At 46.5% G+C, this 17,258-nt stretch carries 14 protein-coding genes and 2 pseudogenes; 5 read left to right on the top strand and 11 right to left on the bottom strand.

The window, feature by feature from the left end:
- Positions 1-103 precede the first annotated feature (103 nt).
- From coaBC to lpxM, 4 genes are all read left to right on the top strand, one after another.
- The gene (coaBC, locus tag OCU60_RS00865; protein ID WP_074372305.1) at positions 104-1,306 is read left to right on the top strand and encodes a bifunctional phosphopantothenoylcysteine decarboxylase/phosphopantothenate--cysteine ligase CoaBC; all 1,203 of its coding nucleotides are present in this window, start codon (positions 104-106) and stop codon (positions 1,304-1,306) included.
- 72 nt (positions 1,307-1,378) lie between these two features.
- Complete coding sequence (gene slmA, locus OCU60_RS00860; RefSeq protein WP_074372374.1) at positions 1,379-1,969, top strand: nucleoid occlusion factor SlmA; 591 nt, start codon at positions 1,379-1,381, stop codon at positions 1,967-1,969.
- A gap of 6 nt (positions 1,970-1,975) precedes the next feature.
- Positions 1,976-2,920: an LpxL/LpxP family Kdo(2)-lipid IV(A) lauroyl/palmitoleoyl acyltransferase gene (gene lpxL, locus OCU60_RS00855; RefSeq protein WP_074372306.1), complete on the top strand. Its 945-nt coding sequence runs from the start codon at positions 1,976-1,978 to the stop codon at positions 2,918-2,920.
- A gap of 19 nt (positions 2,921-2,939) precedes the next feature.
- Complete coding sequence (gene lpxM / locus OCU60_RS00850; RefSeq protein WP_074372307.1) at positions 2,940-3,908, top strand: lauroyl-Kdo(2)-lipid IV(A) myristoyltransferase; 969 nt, start codon at positions 2,940-2,942, stop codon at positions 3,906-3,908.
- 64 nt (positions 3,909-3,972) lie between these two features.
- Here lpxM and pyrE read toward each other — a convergent pair whose 3' ends face one another.
- A complete protein-coding gene (gene pyrE, locus OCU60_RS00845; protein WP_074372308.1) occupies positions 3,973-4,617 on the bottom strand; it encodes an orotate phosphoribosyltransferase in 645 nt (214 codons plus the stop codon).
- 121 nt (positions 4,618-4,738) lie between these two features.
- Positions 4,739-5,455, bottom strand: a complete 717-nt coding sequence (gene rph / locus OCU60_RS00840; RefSeq protein ID WP_074372309.1) for a ribonuclease PH — start codon at positions 5,453-5,455, stop codon at positions 4,739-4,741.
- Between the two features lie 233 nt (positions 5,456-5,688).
- Here rph and OCU60_RS00835 point away from each other — a divergent pair, with 233 nt between their 5' ends.
- Positions 5,689-6,555: a YicC/YloC family endoribonuclease gene (locus OCU60_RS00835; RefSeq protein ID WP_074372310.1), complete on the top strand. Its 867-nt coding sequence runs from the start codon at positions 5,689-5,691 to the stop codon at positions 6,553-6,555.
- Positions 6,556-6,807: 252 nt separating this feature from the next.
- Here the strand turns inward: OCU60_RS00835 and OCU60_RS00830 are convergent.
- From OCU60_RS00830 to OCU60_RS00790, 9 genes and pseudogenes are all read right to left on the bottom strand, one after another.
- Positions 6,808-9,934: pseudogene (locus tag OCU60_RS00830) on the bottom strand (DUF3427 domain-containing protein).
- A gap of 10 nt (positions 9,935-9,944) precedes the next feature.
- Positions 9,945-10,277 (bottom strand): HVO_A0114 family putative DNA-binding protein, encoded by a 333-nt coding sequence (locus OCU60_RS00825; RefSeq protein ID WP_074372311.1) that lies wholly within the window; start codon positions 10,275-10,277, stop codon positions 9,945-9,947.
- A 345-nt stretch (positions 10,278-10,622) separates the two neighbouring features.
- A complete protein-coding gene (locus tag OCU60_RS00820; protein ID WP_205410476.1) occupies positions 10,623-10,856 on the bottom strand; it encodes a hypothetical protein in 234 nt (77 codons plus the stop codon).
- Positions 10,857-10,865: 9 nt separating this feature from the next.
- Positions 10,866-11,024, bottom strand: a pseudogene (locus OCU60_RS00815) (AlpA family phage regulatory protein); the annotation flags it as partial.
- 532 nt (positions 11,025-11,556) lie between these two features.
- A complete protein-coding gene (locus OCU60_RS00810; RefSeq protein ID WP_083602599.1) occupies positions 11,557-12,534 on the bottom strand; it encodes a TauD/TfdA family dioxygenase in 978 nt (325 codons plus the stop codon).
- A gap of 15 nt (positions 12,535-12,549) precedes the next feature.
- Positions 12,550-12,969 (bottom strand): ACT domain-containing protein, encoded by a 420-nt coding sequence (locus tag OCU60_RS00805; RefSeq protein WP_083602600.1) that lies wholly within the window; start codon positions 12,967-12,969, stop codon positions 12,550-12,552.
- 99 nt (positions 12,970-13,068) lie between these two features.
- On the bottom strand, positions 13,069-14,121 hold the full coding sequence (gene rsgA / locus OCU60_RS00800; protein WP_074372313.1) for a ribosome small subunit-dependent GTPase A: 1,053 nt from the start codon (positions 14,119-14,121) through the stop codon (positions 13,069-13,071).
- 111 nt (positions 14,122-14,232) lie between these two features.
- Entirely contained in the window at positions 14,233-15,510 is a 1,278-nt protein-coding gene (locus OCU60_RS00795) for an MFS transporter (protein ID WP_074372314.1), read from the bottom strand.
- Positions 15,503-17,236, bottom strand: a complete 1,734-nt coding sequence (locus OCU60_RS00790) for a non-ribosomal peptide synthetase (protein ID WP_074372315.1) — start codon at positions 17,234-17,236, stop codon at positions 15,503-15,505. The genes OCU60_RS00795 and OCU60_RS00790 overlap by 8 nt, the downstream gene beginning before the upstream one ends.
- Positions 17,237-17,258 lie beyond the last annotated feature (22 nt).

Here is a 17,258-nt window from a genome sequence, read left to right as displayed (position 1 = left end):
TTTGAATATGAAAAGCTGAGCGGATGAGTTCCTCTGACACAGTTCTGACATCTTTTCAGGAGTTGTGCTAGCATAGCGCGCAGGGTGATTAAGGAATCAAAACATGCAAACATTGGCAGGAAAAAAAATACTGCTGGGCATCAGTGGCGGCATAGCTGCATACAAGTGTGCAGAACTGACACGCCGTCTGATTGAACACGGTGCAGAAATCAGAGTCGTCATGACCGATGCAGCAAAAGCTTTCATTACACCGCTCACCATGCAGGCTGTTTCCGGCCACCCCGTCTCAGACAGTTTACTGGATCCGGCAGCTGAACGCTCAATGGGTCATATCGAGCTGGCCAAATGGGCGGACCTCATCGTGTTGGCACCGGCCAGTGCTGACCTCATCGCCCGTATCGCGGCAGGTATGGGGAATGATTTACTCTCCACTCTTATTTTAGCAACGCAAGCCCCCGTCGCCCTTGCACCGGCCATGAATCAGCAAATGTATCGTCATGTTGCCACCCAGAGAAATCTGGATACTCTCGCATCGTTTGGCATGCATATTTGGGGGCCGGATGCCGGTGAGCAAGCCTGTGGTGATGTCGGACCGGGACGTATGCTAGAGCCCATGCAACTGCTTCATTTGTGTGAACAATTTTTCCAACCTAAGTTACTCGCAGGAAAATCGGTGCTCATTACTGCCGGCCCGACCAGAGAAGCACTCGATCCAGTCCGTTATATGACCAATCACAGTTCCGGCAAAATGGGATTTGAGATAGCCAGAGCGGCAGTCCAGCTCGGTGCTGATGTCACGCTAATCGCTGGCCCAACCCATTTATCGACACCGATTGGTGCCCAAAGAATCGATGTCAGCAGTGCCGCCACAATGTATGACGCGGTGATGATGCAAGCCCCACATCATGATGTCTTTATCAGTTGTGCTGCGGTTGCCGACTATCGGCCTGCGGATATTGCCGACCAAAAAATCAAGAAAACTGACGATTCCGATACCATGACCATCACGCTGATCAAAAATCCAGATATTGTCGCTGCTGTGGCAGCGATGACGACTCACCGACCATTTACGGTCGGTTTTGCAGCAGAAACCCAGCAGGTTGAACAGTATGCCCGCTCGAAGATGACGCGTAAAAATCTGGACATGATTTGTGCAAACGATGTGTCCGTCAGCGGGCAGGGATTCAATAGCGATCAAAATGCACTTCATCTGTTCTGGCCCGCTGGGGAGCAAAAACTACCATTGGCTCCCAAATCTCAGCTGGCGCTGGCACTCATGACACTTATCAGTGAAAAAATAGGATAAAATAACAATCGTAACCGACTGAATTCATTCACCCGGTTACTGATAGCATGTGGTAACGGAAAGGGTATGGAAATGACCGGAACAAAAAAAAGTAATCGCCGTGACGAAATTCTTCAGGCACTGGCTGAGATGCTAGAGTCTCATGATGGCGCCTCTCGCATTACTACCGCCAAGCTTGCGAAGCGGGTCGGAGTTTCAGAAGCAGCGCTCTATCGCCATTTTCCCAGTAAAGCCCGCATGTTCGAAGGGCTAATCGAGTTTATCGAAGAAACGTTGATGTCGCGGATTAATATGATCCTCAATGAAGAGAAAGATACTCTTAACCGCCTGAAGATGGTGATGCAGTTGATTTTAACATTCTCTGAACGCAACCCCGGTCTGACTCGGATATTATCCGGTCATGCCCTGATGTTTGAAAATGAGCGGCTCCGTGAAAGAATCAACCAACTTTTTGAACGCATTGAAACGTCTTTACGTCAGATTTTACGTGAGCGCCAACTTCGTGAAGGCAAGTCATTCCCTGTCGGAGAAAATATTCTGGCAGCGCAACTATTAGGACAGGTTGAAGGAAGTTTAAACCGTTTTGTCCGTTCAGACTTCAAATATCAGCCAACTGAAAATTTTGAACAATACTGGTCACTGCTCAGCGCACAATTGAAATAACACTTTATGAATGATTACAAAATCGGCAAACCTGCCTTTTCCGTCTCATTATTACACCCCAAATACTGGGGTGTTTGGTTTGGATTCGGCCTTCTCGCTGCAATCGTAAATCTATTGCCATATTCCATTTCGCTTTCACTCGGACGCTCACTGGGAAAATTAGGCATGAAGGTCGGCAAAAAACGCGTCCATATTGCCAGAACAAACCTGAAACTCGCCTTTCCGGAAATGTCACCTGATGATGTTGAAGCGATGGTGGTCGAAAATTTCAAAAATACCGGTGCTGCTATAGTCGAATCGGGGATCACATGGTTCTGGCCGACTTGGCGTTTTCGCCGCATTCTGGTCGAAAGAGATATCAGTGCCCTACGCAAACATGCAGAAAACAATAAGGGAGTGCTGTTGTGTGCCGTGCATGCCTTAAATCTGGAGATCTGTGCCCGTGGCTTTGCGGTACTCGGCTTACCCGGCTATGGCGTTTATCGCCCCCATAGCAACCCTGCTTATGAGTTTATCCAGTATCGCGGGCGAACCCGCAACGGCAACAAACTGGTATACCGCCGCGATCTGAAGCAGATGATTCGCGTGTTACGCAAAGGCGAACGGCTGTTTTATCTGCCGGATCAAGACTATGGTCATCATAAATCCGTCTTTGTGCCATTTTTTGGTGTTGATGAGGCGTGTACCACAACCGGTACCAGCCTGATTGCCTACCCCAGTAAGTGTGCTATTGTCCCCGTTTCCGGATTCCGGACGACTCAGGGAACCTATGAAATCATGGCCGATATCTCGATTGAAGAGCAATACCCCCAAAAGGATATGACGGCAGCGGCAGCTTATCTCAATCAATATATTGAGAGGGTTATCATGCGCGCTCCGGAACAATGGATGTGGCTTCACAAACGATTTAAATCGTTGCCTGACGGAACCAGTCACACTCGATATCAATAAACATCAGGATTATGCATTCATGAGTTCAACGCCAGACAATCCTCGTCAAAACAGCATTGACAATTACCTTTACAATCCGACTTTCCAGTGGTCCTTTTTACATCCTCGCCACTGGGGAACTTGGTTAGGTATCTTGGTTGCAGCACTCTTTGCTTTTATCCCCCCGAAATGGCGTGATGCCCTTGCACGTAAAATAGCCAAGCCGATCGTCAATAAAAATGGCCGTGTCGTTCGTCGGGCCCGCATCAACCTCGCATACTGTTTCCCGGAAAAGAGCGAAGCAGAGCGCGAACAAATTCTGTACGAAACGTTTGTCAAAGCCGCCCAATACATGCTGGGCTATTCTGAGTTTTTAGTGCGCTCGACCCGGCATAATCAACAACGGGGGGAACTGATTGGTGAGGAAAATCTGCTACCGTTACTGGATGCCGGCGAGAAAGTCATCATTCTCGCCCCCCATGCCTGGGCAGTGGATTACCCTGCGGTCATGCTGGCTGCGCGCGGTTATAAAGTCACAACCATTATGAAACCACAGCGTAACCCGATTGGTGACTGGCTGATGCATGTCCAACGCATGCAGTATGGCGGACGTATTTTTGCACGAGATGCCGGCGTGAAACCGTTCGTTCGTTCCATTAAAGATGGTTACATCGGTTATTGGCTCCCCGATGAAGATCATGGCCCGCAAAATTCTGTTTTTGTGCCCTTCTTTGCCACCGAAAAAGCTACACTGAAAGGCTTCGGCAAAATGGCTCGCTTATCGAAAGCGAAAGTGGTGCCAGTGCTCCCCGCTTATAACGATAAAACATCCAAATATGAAGTGTATATTTTGCCAGCGATTGAAAATTTCCCGACCGGAGATGAAGAGCAGGACGCCCGGGCAATGAATCAAGCCATTGAAGATTTGCTCACACCACATCCGGAACAATACATGTGGAACTTATTTTTGCTACAAACGCAGCGCGATGGAAAGAAAATATATCAGTAACATCAAAAAACTCAGCCAGAGGCTGAGTTTTTTATCCAAGCAGGTATCTCAATCCGTCACGGATTTAAACGACACCGTATTGGTCACGGTAAGCGTTCACCGCAGCCAGATGTTCAGCACTATTACCTTGCTCTTCAAGGTAAGTAATTAAGTCGGTCAGGCCGACAATCGAAATCACGGCACAGCCGAAGTCTCTTTCCACTTCCTGAATCGCGGATAACTCTCCGGTACCTTTTTCCTGACGATCGATCGCCACCAAAACACCCGCCAGTGCTGCACCGTTGGCTTGGATAATTGCCATCGATTCCCGAATCGCCGTACCAGCAGTAATCACATCATCTACCAACATAATCTTACCTTGGAGAGCACTGCCGACCAGATGGCCGCCCTCACCATGATCTTTGGCTTCTTTGCGATTGAAACAGTAAGGCGTATCAACATCATGATGATCCGCCAAAGCGACTGCCGTTGTGGTTGCAATCGGAATCCCTTTATAAGCCGGGCCAAACAACACATCGTAATCAATCCCTGAATCAGCCAACGCCGCTGCATAAAAACGCCCCAGACGCGCCAAATCCCGTCCGGTGTTAAACAGACCGGCATTGAAAAAATAGGGGCTTTTCCGGCCGGACTTCAAAGTAAACTCACCAAATTTCAGGACTTCTTTTTCAAGGGCAAATTCAATAAATTCACGCTGGTACGCTTTCATGACTTTCTCTCTTTTCGTTGCTCTTTTTTCTGATAACGACGGTCGATGTTCCCATCCACAAATGTTCCCATCCACAAACAACCGCTAAAAAAATAGCGCCGACAGGCGCCATTCTCGACAATTAATCTTCCAAGGCCGCTTTCTGCACAGCCACAATATCCGTGATACCTTTTTTCGCGACAGCCAGCAGATCCAGCAGCTGTTCATGGCTGAACGGTTCACCTTCTGCCGTCCCCTGAATCTCAATCATTTTCCCGGCTTCAGTCATCACAACATTCATATCGGTGTCGGCTGCCGAGTCTTCGACATATTCCAAATCACACAACACATCATCACCGAGAATCCCAACAGAGACAGCAGCCACATGACCTTTCATCGGGTTCTTCTTCAGTTTTCCGGACTGAACCAAAGACTGAAACGCATCCGCCATCGCCACACTTGCACCGGTAATCGACGCCGTCCGGGTACCGCCATCAGCCTGAATCACATCACAATCAACGGTGATCATGATTTCACCCATCGCTTCCAGATCAACCACGGCACGTAAACTACGGGCGATCAATCGCTGGATTTCCATCGTCCGGCCACCTTGCTTACCACTGGCAGCTTCCCGGCGAGTTCGCGAATGAGTTGCTCGCGGTAGCATCCCGTATTCAGCGGTCACCCAACCTTTGCCCTGACCTTTCAACCACCGGGGGACATTCGCCTCCACACTGGCATTACACAACACTTTGGTATTCCCGAACTCAACCAACACGGAGCCTTCAGCATAGGCAGTATAATGGCGAGTAATTTGAATCGGACGAACTTGATCCGCAGCACGGTTGTTTGGACGCATAAAGTATCTACCTGTTGTTGTCTTGGATGAGTGATGAAATTGGCCGCAGATTATAGCGGAAATCCGCTCAGCAAACCACCATCAAGAATCCCCTGCACGACGCAAACGACAGCAACCGAAATGACCATAAAACAATCAACAGGATTCACTCCCAATGCACGTCTTACACGATAGAATTGTGTTAAGATAAAACCAATATCAAGTCCAAATCTTCAAGACTTAAGGAAAATTTGATGATTTATAGTATGACCGCATACGCACGCAAAGAGGTCAAAGCTGACTGGGGTACCGCCGTCTGGGAAATTCGCTCCGTCAACCAACGCTATCTCGAAACCTATTTCCGTCTTCCCGAGCAATGCCGTAGTCTAGAACCAATTCTGCGTGAACGTTTCCGCAAACGTCTGGCCCGGGGCAAAGTAGAGTGCCACCTACGCTTTGAGGTAAATCCTTCCGCAGCGGGTGAACTGACAATTAACGAAACGCTCGCCAAACAGGTGATCGATGCAGCCAGTCAAGTCATGCATATGACCGGAGAACTCAGCCGCATCAATCCATTTCAGGTCATGCAATGGCCGGGAGTTATGGAAACGCCAGAACACGATATGGATACAATCAACACATCGCTGCTTGATGAGTTTGACGGAGCTTTAACGGAGTTCATCGAATCCCGCGGACGGGAAGGTGAAAATATGAAAGCGCTGATCGAACAGCGTCTTGATGCCATTTCTCAAGAAGTCACCAAAGTCCGCGCGCACATGCCTGAAGTCATCGAATGGCAACGCGAACGTCTGCTGAATAAGTTTGAAGAAGCCAACGTCGAACTCGATCCCGGCCGAATCGAGCAAGAACTGGTTCTCATGGCACAAAAATCCGACGTCGCTGAAGAACTCGACCGCCTTGATTCTCACGTCAAAGAGACCAAAAACATCCTCAAAAAAGGTGGATCCTGTGGCCGCCGTCTGGATTTCATGATGCAAGAATTCAACCGAGAGTCGAACACGCTGGCCTCAAAATCAATCAATACCGGAGTCACCGCCTCCGGCGTCGAACTGAAGGTGCTGATTGAACAGATGAGGGAACAGATCCAGAATATTGAATAGGTTCCTAGGTAGAAAGTTACCCGTCCAAGAATGTCTTAAATGCCCTGTATTTCCTGGTAAAAAGCCTTGTAAATACAGGGCTTTTTTATTTTTTCCGTCCAAATCGGTTTGCAGATGTCCGTTACCAATCGCCTGTTAAGTAGTGGTCAGAATGGTGGGCTGTCCCCTCATTTTGGATCAATAAGCGTTTTGCGGTGAGCAAATTGGTGGTCAGTAAGTTACCCAATTTTCGCATTTAACTCGCCATCATAGTTACCCCACAGCCAACTTCGCGGCTTGTTGCCACATGAAATGCGGCATGGGTTCTTTTAACTGCCAAGTAATGCTCATCGGCTGTGAGCCTGTATGCGATACATAGTCCACTTCACCATAATTAACAAAACCCATAGTGCGGCCGTATTCATCTTTGGTTTGTTCACGCACAAATAAAAACAGATGCTTACCCATTTTTTGATGCTGGATGTACTCCAAACCACGCCCTTTATCGGGTCTTGCGCTATTTTGCGACTGCCAGTGAAATAGATGCTCGTTTATTGCGTAGTCGTGGTACATAGTGGTGGGCGAAAATTGCTTTTCATTTTTGTCTAAGGTGACGAACATCAGTTCAATATTCTGCTCTTTAAGCACAAACACACCTTCGCGAGCCTGTGGTTGGCGCTCAAACGTAGTCGCGCCAAATGCCACCAATATTTGTTCACGCGCATAACGTGCATGCAGCCTTAGTGAAACCTCAGGCAAAACCTGCATTGTTGGTTGCTCATGCTTGGTTTGTGCTAGTTGCCAGTTAACCACGTCCAATAGTTCTGCTTTTAACTCGTAAGCATTCAGTTTCGCTAAGCTCTGATCAATGGAGTCGAATCCACATTCAGGCCCCGTTTTCTGCCAGAAGTCGTAATGACACATCAAAGCATGACGATGACTCGAATCTTTTATTGCAAAGTCGGTATGGCAAAGCTGCTTTAAGAAACTTAAATAGGCATGATCGTCACAGGTCAAAATTCGGTTATGGATGGCCTTTTTAAGCATGTTCAGCAGTTTTTCATCTAGTGTGTTTTCATTGATTTCATCTTTGGCTTGCTGAACGAGCTGCGACCAACCCCCTCGCTTATAAAGTTCATTCAAGTCGATATGCGGATTTAGAGTTAAGAAGTTGGAAAGTGTTAGTGGCAGTGACGAATACTGTGGATACTGGCGGATCATCGCGACTAGGCGCTTCAAAGTTAATGAAGCTTGGCGAATATTGCTGAGTACCATTTCTTGCGTGCGCTTACTCAACTCAATGCGACAACCGAGAGGCGCGTGAGGAAATCCTTGCTTTATCTCTTCACTGAGCGCTCGATGACTTTTTCCCACTAAAGCTCTAAATTTATTGACAAAGTCATATTCAGGACGTGAGTTGCCAACAAAATCCAACACAGTGCAACACTCCTTACCGTCAGCTAAACGCAAACCGCGCCCAAGCTGTTGCAAGAAAATAGTTAAGCTTTCTGTCGGTCTTAAAAACAGCAAGGTATCCACCTCGGGAATATCGACACCTTCGTTGAAGATATCGACCACACAAAGCACGTTAATGCTGCCAGAGCGAATGGCTTGCTGCTTTTGTTGCCTCTCGTGAGAGTTATCGCTCGTCAACACATCCACTTTAATGCCTTTCAATAGAAGCTGTTGTGTCATGTACTGCGCATGTTCTTTACTCACACAGAAGGCCAAGGCTTTCATTTTGCCTGTATCGGTGATGATCTCCTGCATACTCAGCAAAATTTTGTCAAAGCGGACTTGGTTGTGGGTGTAAAGATTGGTCAACTGAGCTATATCGTAACGTCCACGACTCCATGCAATGTTGCGAAGGTCGGTATCATCATCGATACCAAAATACTGAAATGGGCAAAGGTGACGACGATTGATGGCTTCCGGCAAACGGATCTCAGCGGCAATCACGCCACCAAAATCCGCCAGAATATCGCCACCATCATGGCGCTCTGGTGTGGCAGTAAGACCGAGTAATATAGTGGGGGAAAAATGTTCCAGCAGTGCGCGATAACTTGTCGCAACAATATGATGTACTTCATCAATCACAATGTAGTCATAATAGTCAGCAGTTAGGTTAAGCTGATCCAACTGATTGTTGAGCGTTTGGATAGAAACAAATAATTGTCGATAGTGCTCTGGCGTATGCCCACCAACCCAAAGTTCACCAAAAGCGCCATTTCGCAATACGCCACGATACGCAGCCCTAGCTTGCTTTAAAATCTCTTCTTTGTGTGCGACAAACAGAAATTTAGCTTGCGGTTTTATTTTAATAAAACGCGCAAAATCAAAGGCCGAAATCAAGGTCTTACCCGTTCCTGTTGCAGCAACCACTAAATTGCGAAAGCGTTGATGGATACTGCGCTCAACGGCCAGTTGTTCTAATATTTCACTTTGATGAGGAAACGGCGAGATATCAAAGAAATGCGATAAATTTTCTTCATAGTTTCCACGCTGTTGATTTAATGCCTTTTTGAGCTTTTCACTGCATTTCGCATCGCCACTAAAAGGCTCAAAATCATGCGAGGCCCAATAGGTTTCAAAGGTACTCAACGATTTATTAATAATGTGCGGAATTTCCTGCGAAGTAATTTTTAAATTCCACTCTAAACCGTTAGTTAACGCTGAATGGGAAAGATTGGAGGAGCCGATATAACCCGTGTGGTAGCCCGTATTGCGCAAAAATAGATAGCTTTTGGCATGTAACCGTTCACGTTCAGTGTTGTAACTCAGCTTGACTTCGGTATTGGGCAAACTCGCCAAATACTCCACCGCTTTCGCGTCTGTCGCCCCCATGTATGACGTGGTAATGATTTTTAGCTCGCGACCACTAGCTGTAAATTCTTCTAGCTCTTTGCGAAAAATGCGGATCCCTGCCCACTTAATAAACGACACTAACCAGTAGATTTTATCCGCCGACAAAATCTCTCGCTTTAACTCAGATTCAAGCGATAAACCGGCATTACTACCACAAAACAGCTCGCTTTGACTTAGTCCGGTTAAAGGAAAAATGTCGTTAATATAATTTTTTAAATCGGCTGAGACAGGGTTTTCTAATTCGTATAGCGCGGTCAGAATTTTGCCTTGACTCGCAAGTAAGTTGTTTTCAATAAAATCGTTATCTTGAATTTGTGTTTTTAGCCAGAGTAACAATTGGTTGGATAAAGCGATTTGCTGTTGAAGACGATCATCCCCCGTAGGGACATTCAAGCATGTGTGATAAGAAACGGGATAACCAGACTGATGCTTCACCGCTATTAAGCTCACGTTCGCCCACATAGAATCGCTTTCGGTCAATGCGGCTCTCTATAAGTTGCGTTATAAGCTGCTCATAAATTCCGACTTGTTGCATGATATTCCTTTTACTCTAACGGCTGGATCAATAACAACATCGATTGATATCGCAGTTTTACCGCCAATCCATTTTGTGATTTTGTCATTTCAACTAAGTTGTACTTGCCCAATGTTTTCAGTGTTCTCGACACATTACTAACAGCTCGACCTGTAAGCGCAGCCAGCTCTGTCACCGATTGCGGCTGTTGCTCGGCGATCACTTTTAACAATTGCTGGTTTTCTTTCGACAGCACATTGGCCACCGATTTAAGCGAGTCGAACCAGATATCGACGGGGTAATCGGGGTCGAGCGTCTGCCCTTTAATGCCTATTACGCAGCGCGATTGTTTTACGTTTTTCATTGCTTTACTCGCATTTCTTTACTCGCATAGCTTACTCAAATCGTTTGCTCGCACTCTCTGCTCTCCCCTCTCGACTCTCAAAAAGACCAGCGCCAGAGAATGCGTAAAACAGTGTTTGAAAAATCAAAAGGTTGTACGCTTATACATAAGCCGATTATCTTATCAACTGCTGATAATAGCGCAAGAATATTTTCCGTTTAGGACAATGGCAATCACCATGTGCGTGAAGTACACAAACAGTACACTAGTGGTCTTGTCTGTGTAGGACTTCAAACCTCGCCAAGCCCTTAGGTTGACTGGAGGTACACTGCAAGGCGACAAGCCTACACAGGATTCATCGCCTTTTTAGTCATCTAAGATACAGCCTTTCACGCAGTACATGCGTGGGCGGGTGTTGTCGGGCAGGCTGACTTTTCGCTGTGGTCGGTTGCCATCGGGGATTAGATAGCCTGCGGCCATCAGTGCTTTGGCGGCGCGATCTGGGCTTAGTCCTTCGGTGGCTTCACCAGCCGGTAATGTTGGCGCGGTGTTATTCATCTCACTGGAAGGTAACGGGTTTAATGCTGATGGTTTATCCACGGCACGCGCACCAATACGAATGGACCTCGGAAATTCTCCGCTGGCCATCAGGGCATAAATGGTGCTGCGGTCAAAGCCTGTTTTGGCCTTTACCTCGGGCAAGCGCAAAATCCGCTGCTGACGATCTGAATATGTTGATGTGATGGGCGATTGGATAGTTGGGTTCATCGTTTCTATTTTTTCAAAATAAGCCTCACTGTTCTGTTAAGTTCTCTTAGGAGTTTGCCCCACTAGTATTAAAGAGTTAAACGGACGCAGTAGCCAGATAAATGCCCAGATCATGCAGCTTTCTGAGGCTATTGCTAACAACCTGCCCCAGAATTCACATAATGCCCCAAGTAATAAATGCCCTGTGGGCAGGGTTGGTATGTGGCTAAATGGCGTAAATTAAGGCTTTGCCCAAACTGCCCCAGATGCCCAAGGGGTAAGTGGTGTGTTACAACACATGGAGTGTGAGGCAAAGCATGAAAGTGAAACTATAACTTCTTTATCCAACCAAAAATGAAAATATAATTTCACTGACTCATTAAACGTTAAACGCCGATGGGTTCTACCCCGTTTTCACGGACGATTAACCTCAACCGATAAAAGCACTCATCTGAACACCTCGGAAAAAGATGAATACGACAATTTACGGCAGAATCGACACGACCGTCTCAAGAAGTGAGCGGTGATAAATCGATTAAATCAAAAGAAAAGGTTACTCCCGCTTCACTTTATGAAACGCAGCTAACCGAATACTCCTGTCACCAGAAAAAGGTTCCCGTCCATGACTGGTCAGAATGTTATCTAATAAAAGTACATCTCCCTGCTGCCAGTCGAACATGCGCTTTTCCTCCAGTAAAATATCCCGGATATGATGTGCCACCGAATCCGGAATATCACTACCATCCCCGAAAAACGTCTGAAAGGGCAATTTTTCTTGACCAACCGCATCGATCATCGCATCAGCAATGTCGGGATGTAAGTTGGCCACATGCCAGAAAGCAATATGATTAAACCAGCACTTTTCACCGGTTTCTGGATGACGAATCACCGCGGTCCGTGTTTGTGTTGTCCTTAATTCATCGCCATCCCAATGGGTTGTCACATCATGTTGCTGGCAATGTTTCTCTACGGCTTGGCGGGAATCCGTTAAAAAGGTGTCCTGCCAATCCAATCCCAGCCCTGTGCCGTAATAGCGGACCAATAGCCAACCCAATGCTTCAAACTGCTGACGATATGCGTGCACCAATCTTTGATAAATCCGGCGATTATCCGCTAACGGGGTTTGCCCACCAGCCTCTGGAGGAGTCAGGCAGAAAAAACAAAGATATTGACAAATATCCAGCGACGATGAGTAGTCACTGTGCAGTGAAATCATCTCGCTAGCCGGAAAAGCTGTTGTCGTATACAGGTTCGTCGCAACTTTCTCTCTTTCCGTAGCCTCTTCAAACTGGCTGAGATCAACCGATTCAAAAGGCAACGTCCTCACCAGATTCAGAAATGAAGAATCATCCGGCATGTCAAAACCCCTGAACAAGATGCCTCCCAACTCATTCAGTTGCCTCTTTACCAATACTTCATTGTGGCGTATCCAGGTGGCAAGGTTTGTCTCATGGCTGGACGCCTCAACACATGCTATAAAATTAGTATCCGGGAATACCGTGGTTATCCTGACACTTCCTAGCTCGTTCATGCGCTCATCCCTCACTTACACTGGATCGCAATCGGCAAAGCGATATCCAACCGCCTTTAAGTGAGAGATCACTTGATGTCGCTGCATATTCGGTACCAGAACATAATCTCGGTCATGCGTACAGACAGCAAACTGACTGATACCTATCGAGGCGATGTGACCAGTTAATGTCGCAATCACACCGACAATATCAAAAGGCAGATCGCCATTAACTCTCAGGCAAAACCAGTCTTTACTGACGGATGTCGCTTTTCGGTCCAGCCATCTCTGGTATTCAGGCGATAACCGTTGGACATCACACATTAACGAGATTTCATCACCCGTTACGGATAAATTAAAAAATCCGCAATCCTCCGGGAATGACAGGCCCGAGAGGTCAGGCAGGCGGTAGACTGCAATGTCATTGCTATAAATTTTTAAAGTAAATTCCATCATTCTGTTCAATTAGTAAAGCGGTTTCATCAAAAGAAGCTTCATCTGTACTCACTCTCAGAAGCCACCCGATAAACCTAAAGTAGACAGTTGCGGGAATGGTTAAAATTCTTTGTAGCGTCCCAGAACTTTCTCTTTTTCTTTTCGATTCTTGGTCACCTGACGCCACTGTCTGTGTCGCTCGCGCTGAAATGCTTCAGGATTATCCGCATAGCGTGATTCCGTCATCAACTTGAGATACGACTTATAACGTCTGGGGGACAGACTACCGTCAGCCAATGCAGCCTGAATAGCACAGCCTTCTTCCTTCTCATGGGTGCAATTGCGGTAACGGCAGTCATCTGCCAGCGCCTCAACATCGGAGAAGGTTTCCTCAACATTTTTCGTCGATGCCCCGATGCCAACTTGGCGTAATCCCGGAGAATCGATAATCAGCCCGCCAGTCGGGAGCATGAACAGAAATCTATTCGACGTTGTATGACTCCCCCGAGCGCCTTCATCACTAATGTCCAGAGTCTCCAGTACCTCCTCCCCAAGCAAGAAGTTGATCAGCGAGCTTTTTCCGACGCCTGATGAACCAATCAGCACACAGGTGTCTGTTTTTTGAATTAAGGACAACAACTCATCGAGTCCCTCACCCGTTTGGGTACTGACCGGTAGTGCCAACAGACTTGGATCAAGCTGGGCAATTTGATTGACATACTCGGACGGATCATCCACCAAATCGCGCTTTGTGAGCACAACTGTCGGCTGAACTCCCGAAGCTTTGGCTAGGACCAGATATCGCTCCAGACGGTTCAAATTGAATTCAGCATTCATGGAGGTCGTAATGAAAATGTGAGAAATATTGGCCGCGATTGCCTGCTGCGTTCCGCTGGAGCGGGTCCGAGCAAGCTGAGTTTCACGAGGTAAAAGCTCAGTAATTACATCGTCCCCCTGCAATTCCTGACAAATAACCCAGTCACCAATCACTGGCCGCTCATCTGTTTCAAGCTGAAGACGGGAAACCTCTCGCTCTATCAGCTCTCCTTTTTCAACACCGATCACACCGTACTTTTTTCCATAGTCTTTAGAGACTCGGAACAGCGCTTCAATGCTGTATTCCCCAATATGCTGAAATATCGAATGTTTCAGTCCTAAGTCACGATGGTCCATTGACCCCCCCTTTTCAATCCGGTATCAGAAATGAGATAAGTAACAAGCCATATCCCACCGAAAAACAGAATGTTGTTTTGAATTTTCGGCTCCATTTGCCGAGTCATATATTCAGACAATTGCTTCCTCATTTTGGACGGATTCATCCTTTTTAACCTTGAAAAATTGCCGGTAATTACGACTCAACATGAATGAAACAGCAATCAGTGTCAGTGCTATCCCCGAGCCAGTAATATATGCCGCCAAGTGCTCCTGCGCTAAGTCAACCAGTACACCGCCCAGCGCCATACCGATAGGTGTAAAGATTCCCATAACCATGCCCAGCAACCCAAAGACCCGACCATGGTATTTTGACTCGACATTACTCTGAATAATCACTTCTGCACGAATGGAGAAAATAACAGCTGTCGCGGTTTCCATCAGGATGCAGATAAAGACCAGCCAAGGACTTCCGGAAAGCCCCATGAATAATCGGGATAAACCAGTTCCGACCAGAAATGCAGGGATCAATACCGGAGCAATACGTTCCGGGATTTTGATTAGGCCACTGAGAGAACTTCCCAAAACAGCGCCAACAGACAGCGCAGCGAACATTATCCCGAACCAATAAGTGCTCAAACCCAGAGAGTTTTCAACAAAAAACGGTAAGAAGGTCATTAATGGCGCAAGAAATAAATCCATCAGACCCAGTGCGATAATCACAGCTAACAGACCCGGTACTTTAGCGGCAATCGAAAAACCTTCTTTTATTTGTGCCCCAAGCCTCTGCTTACCTTGCGATTCGTCTGCAGCGTGTTCCGGTGATGCAACTTTAATCCTTGATTCAGAAGCAGCTGAAGACAAATAGGTGATCCCGTTGATAAAAAACAGCATTGCCGGACCCAGCAAAGTATAAAGAAATCCAGCACAAGACTGACCCAGAACTTCACTAATATTCTTTAACGTTCTAAACAACGAATTGGCTTTCAATAACTGACTTTTATCCACCAACATTGGCATCATAGCCCGACTCGCTGGGTTAAAAAAACACATCACAATATTCAGTGTAATTCCTGCGAGGATGACTGAAGGGACAACCAAAAAATCTATTTCGAGAAAAAGCGCAAAAGCCAGACTCAACACAGCCAGTGCTGAAATGACATCACACCATACAATGATGTTTTTTCTATTATAGCGATCAGCAAAGGCGCCACCGAGCGTCCCAAAGATTAGATAAGGAATGGCTGAAAGTGCCAGCGTAACACCGACCATCACACCTGATTCCGTATGATGTTTTACAACCAGAGATTCGGCAATAAAGTAACATTGTGCACCAAATACACTGATAAACATTCCTTGTATCAGCAACAGAAAGTTTTTATTCTTGCTGATTGCATTTTCGTTATTCATTTATTTCCTTAGATTTATCTTTTATTAAGTTCTCAATGTAGGATATTTGTTCCTGAAGCGTTAACTTTTCCAGCAGTTGTGAAAGGTCAATACTGATATCAAAAGCTTTGGTTATATCCATGATTAAATCGATAAACAGGAGAGAATTCCCACCAATATCAAAAAAGTTGTCAGTTAACCTGCAAGATGGAATATTTAATACTGCTTTCCAGTGCTGCATTACGACATTTTCGACCCGTAAATCAGCTATATCCATTTGCTTGACCTGCTGTGAGAATATATCCGTTATCTGATGGTAATCTTTCTTGCCATTTTGGCTGATCGGCAAAATGTCCGACAATTGAATGACCGAAGGTATCATATAGTCCGGAATATGCTCGGACAGTGCGAGGCGAATAGATGCCACAGTTCGGTCTGCCACACAAAGTGCTTTTAACCGCTCTTCATGGAAAATAACGGCTGATTGCAAAATGCCTTGTACTTGATTCATGGCCGTTTCAACTTCAATAAGATTGACACGGTTTCCAGCAACCTTGACTGTACGCTCTTTCCGGCCGGCAAATACCAGCTCGCCTGCTGCATTCACATACCCCAGATCTCCCGTGCAGTAATATGGTTCATCTGTGTCCGGATGGTGCAGAAACTTTAGACGTGTTTCCGACTCTCTGCCTAAATAACCGTTTCCCACACTGATACCAGCAATACAAATTTCTCCGATATATCGCTCGGCTTCATCCGGCTCTGCATCACGGATAAACACCTCGGTATTGGCAATGGCTCGGCCAATAGGTGGTGCTTCCGAACCTGCGTGATGCGTGACATCCGATGCAGCAACCCCAATCGTACACTCACATGGACCATACTCATTCACGACTCTGACATCTGGAAATTGACGCTGGTGCTCCGCCAATATCTCTGCCGTGACCTCTTCCCCGGCGAGTGTGATCGTATCCAGCGAATGCACCACATCATCGGAAAAGCACAACAGGCGCTTATACAGGCTTGGGACAATGGCAAACGACGTGATGGGATACCGACCGATCAGCTCCATGATATAGTCGCAGTTCGCACGCTTGTCTGCCGAAACCAAATACAAAGCACCGCCACAACACAACATCGAGAAAATATCTGAGATTGCGCTATCAAACGACAAGGGAGCAAACTGTAATTTCATACTCCCGGCATGAAACTGGTAATACGCCAGCTTCCAGGTAATATAATTTTCAATCGATTCATGACGGATCAAAACTGAATTCGGATGCCCTGTTGAACCCGACGTCGAGACAACATAAGCCACATCTCTGGGATGAATGAGCGCATCTCGATTCGAATGCTCATTTGGAAGATCGACTGAAAGAGTGATCACCGGATAGTCTCTGGTATAACAGCATGTACTATCGGTATGGACGATGATCTTTGGTTGCACATCGGCCATAATCCGATGATTTCGCTCAGACGGTGCATCGAAATTAAGGGGGTGATATACCGCTCCAGCCTTCATAACACCAAGCATGACCGCTACTGCATCTGCAGATTTGGGCAAACAAACACTAACAATATCTCCCTGACAAACCCCATGTCGGAATAAAAGTTCCCGAACAGCATTCGCCCGATACTCTAATTCACGATATGACATCACCCCGCTATCCGTATAAATTGCAGGATGTTCACTGAGAAAACTTGGCGAGCAACAATATAGCTCTAGCACACTTTTAAAAACTGACATTCGCAAATCCTAAAAAGTTTGG

Origin of the sequence: Vibrio spartinae (assembly GCF_024347135.1) — a bacterium.
In the GTDB taxonomy this organism is placed as follows: Bacteria; Pseudomonadota; Gammaproteobacteria; order Enterobacterales; family Vibrionaceae; genus Vibrio; species Vibrio spartinae.
This window is presented reverse-complemented; position numbering and strand designations above follow the sequence as displayed.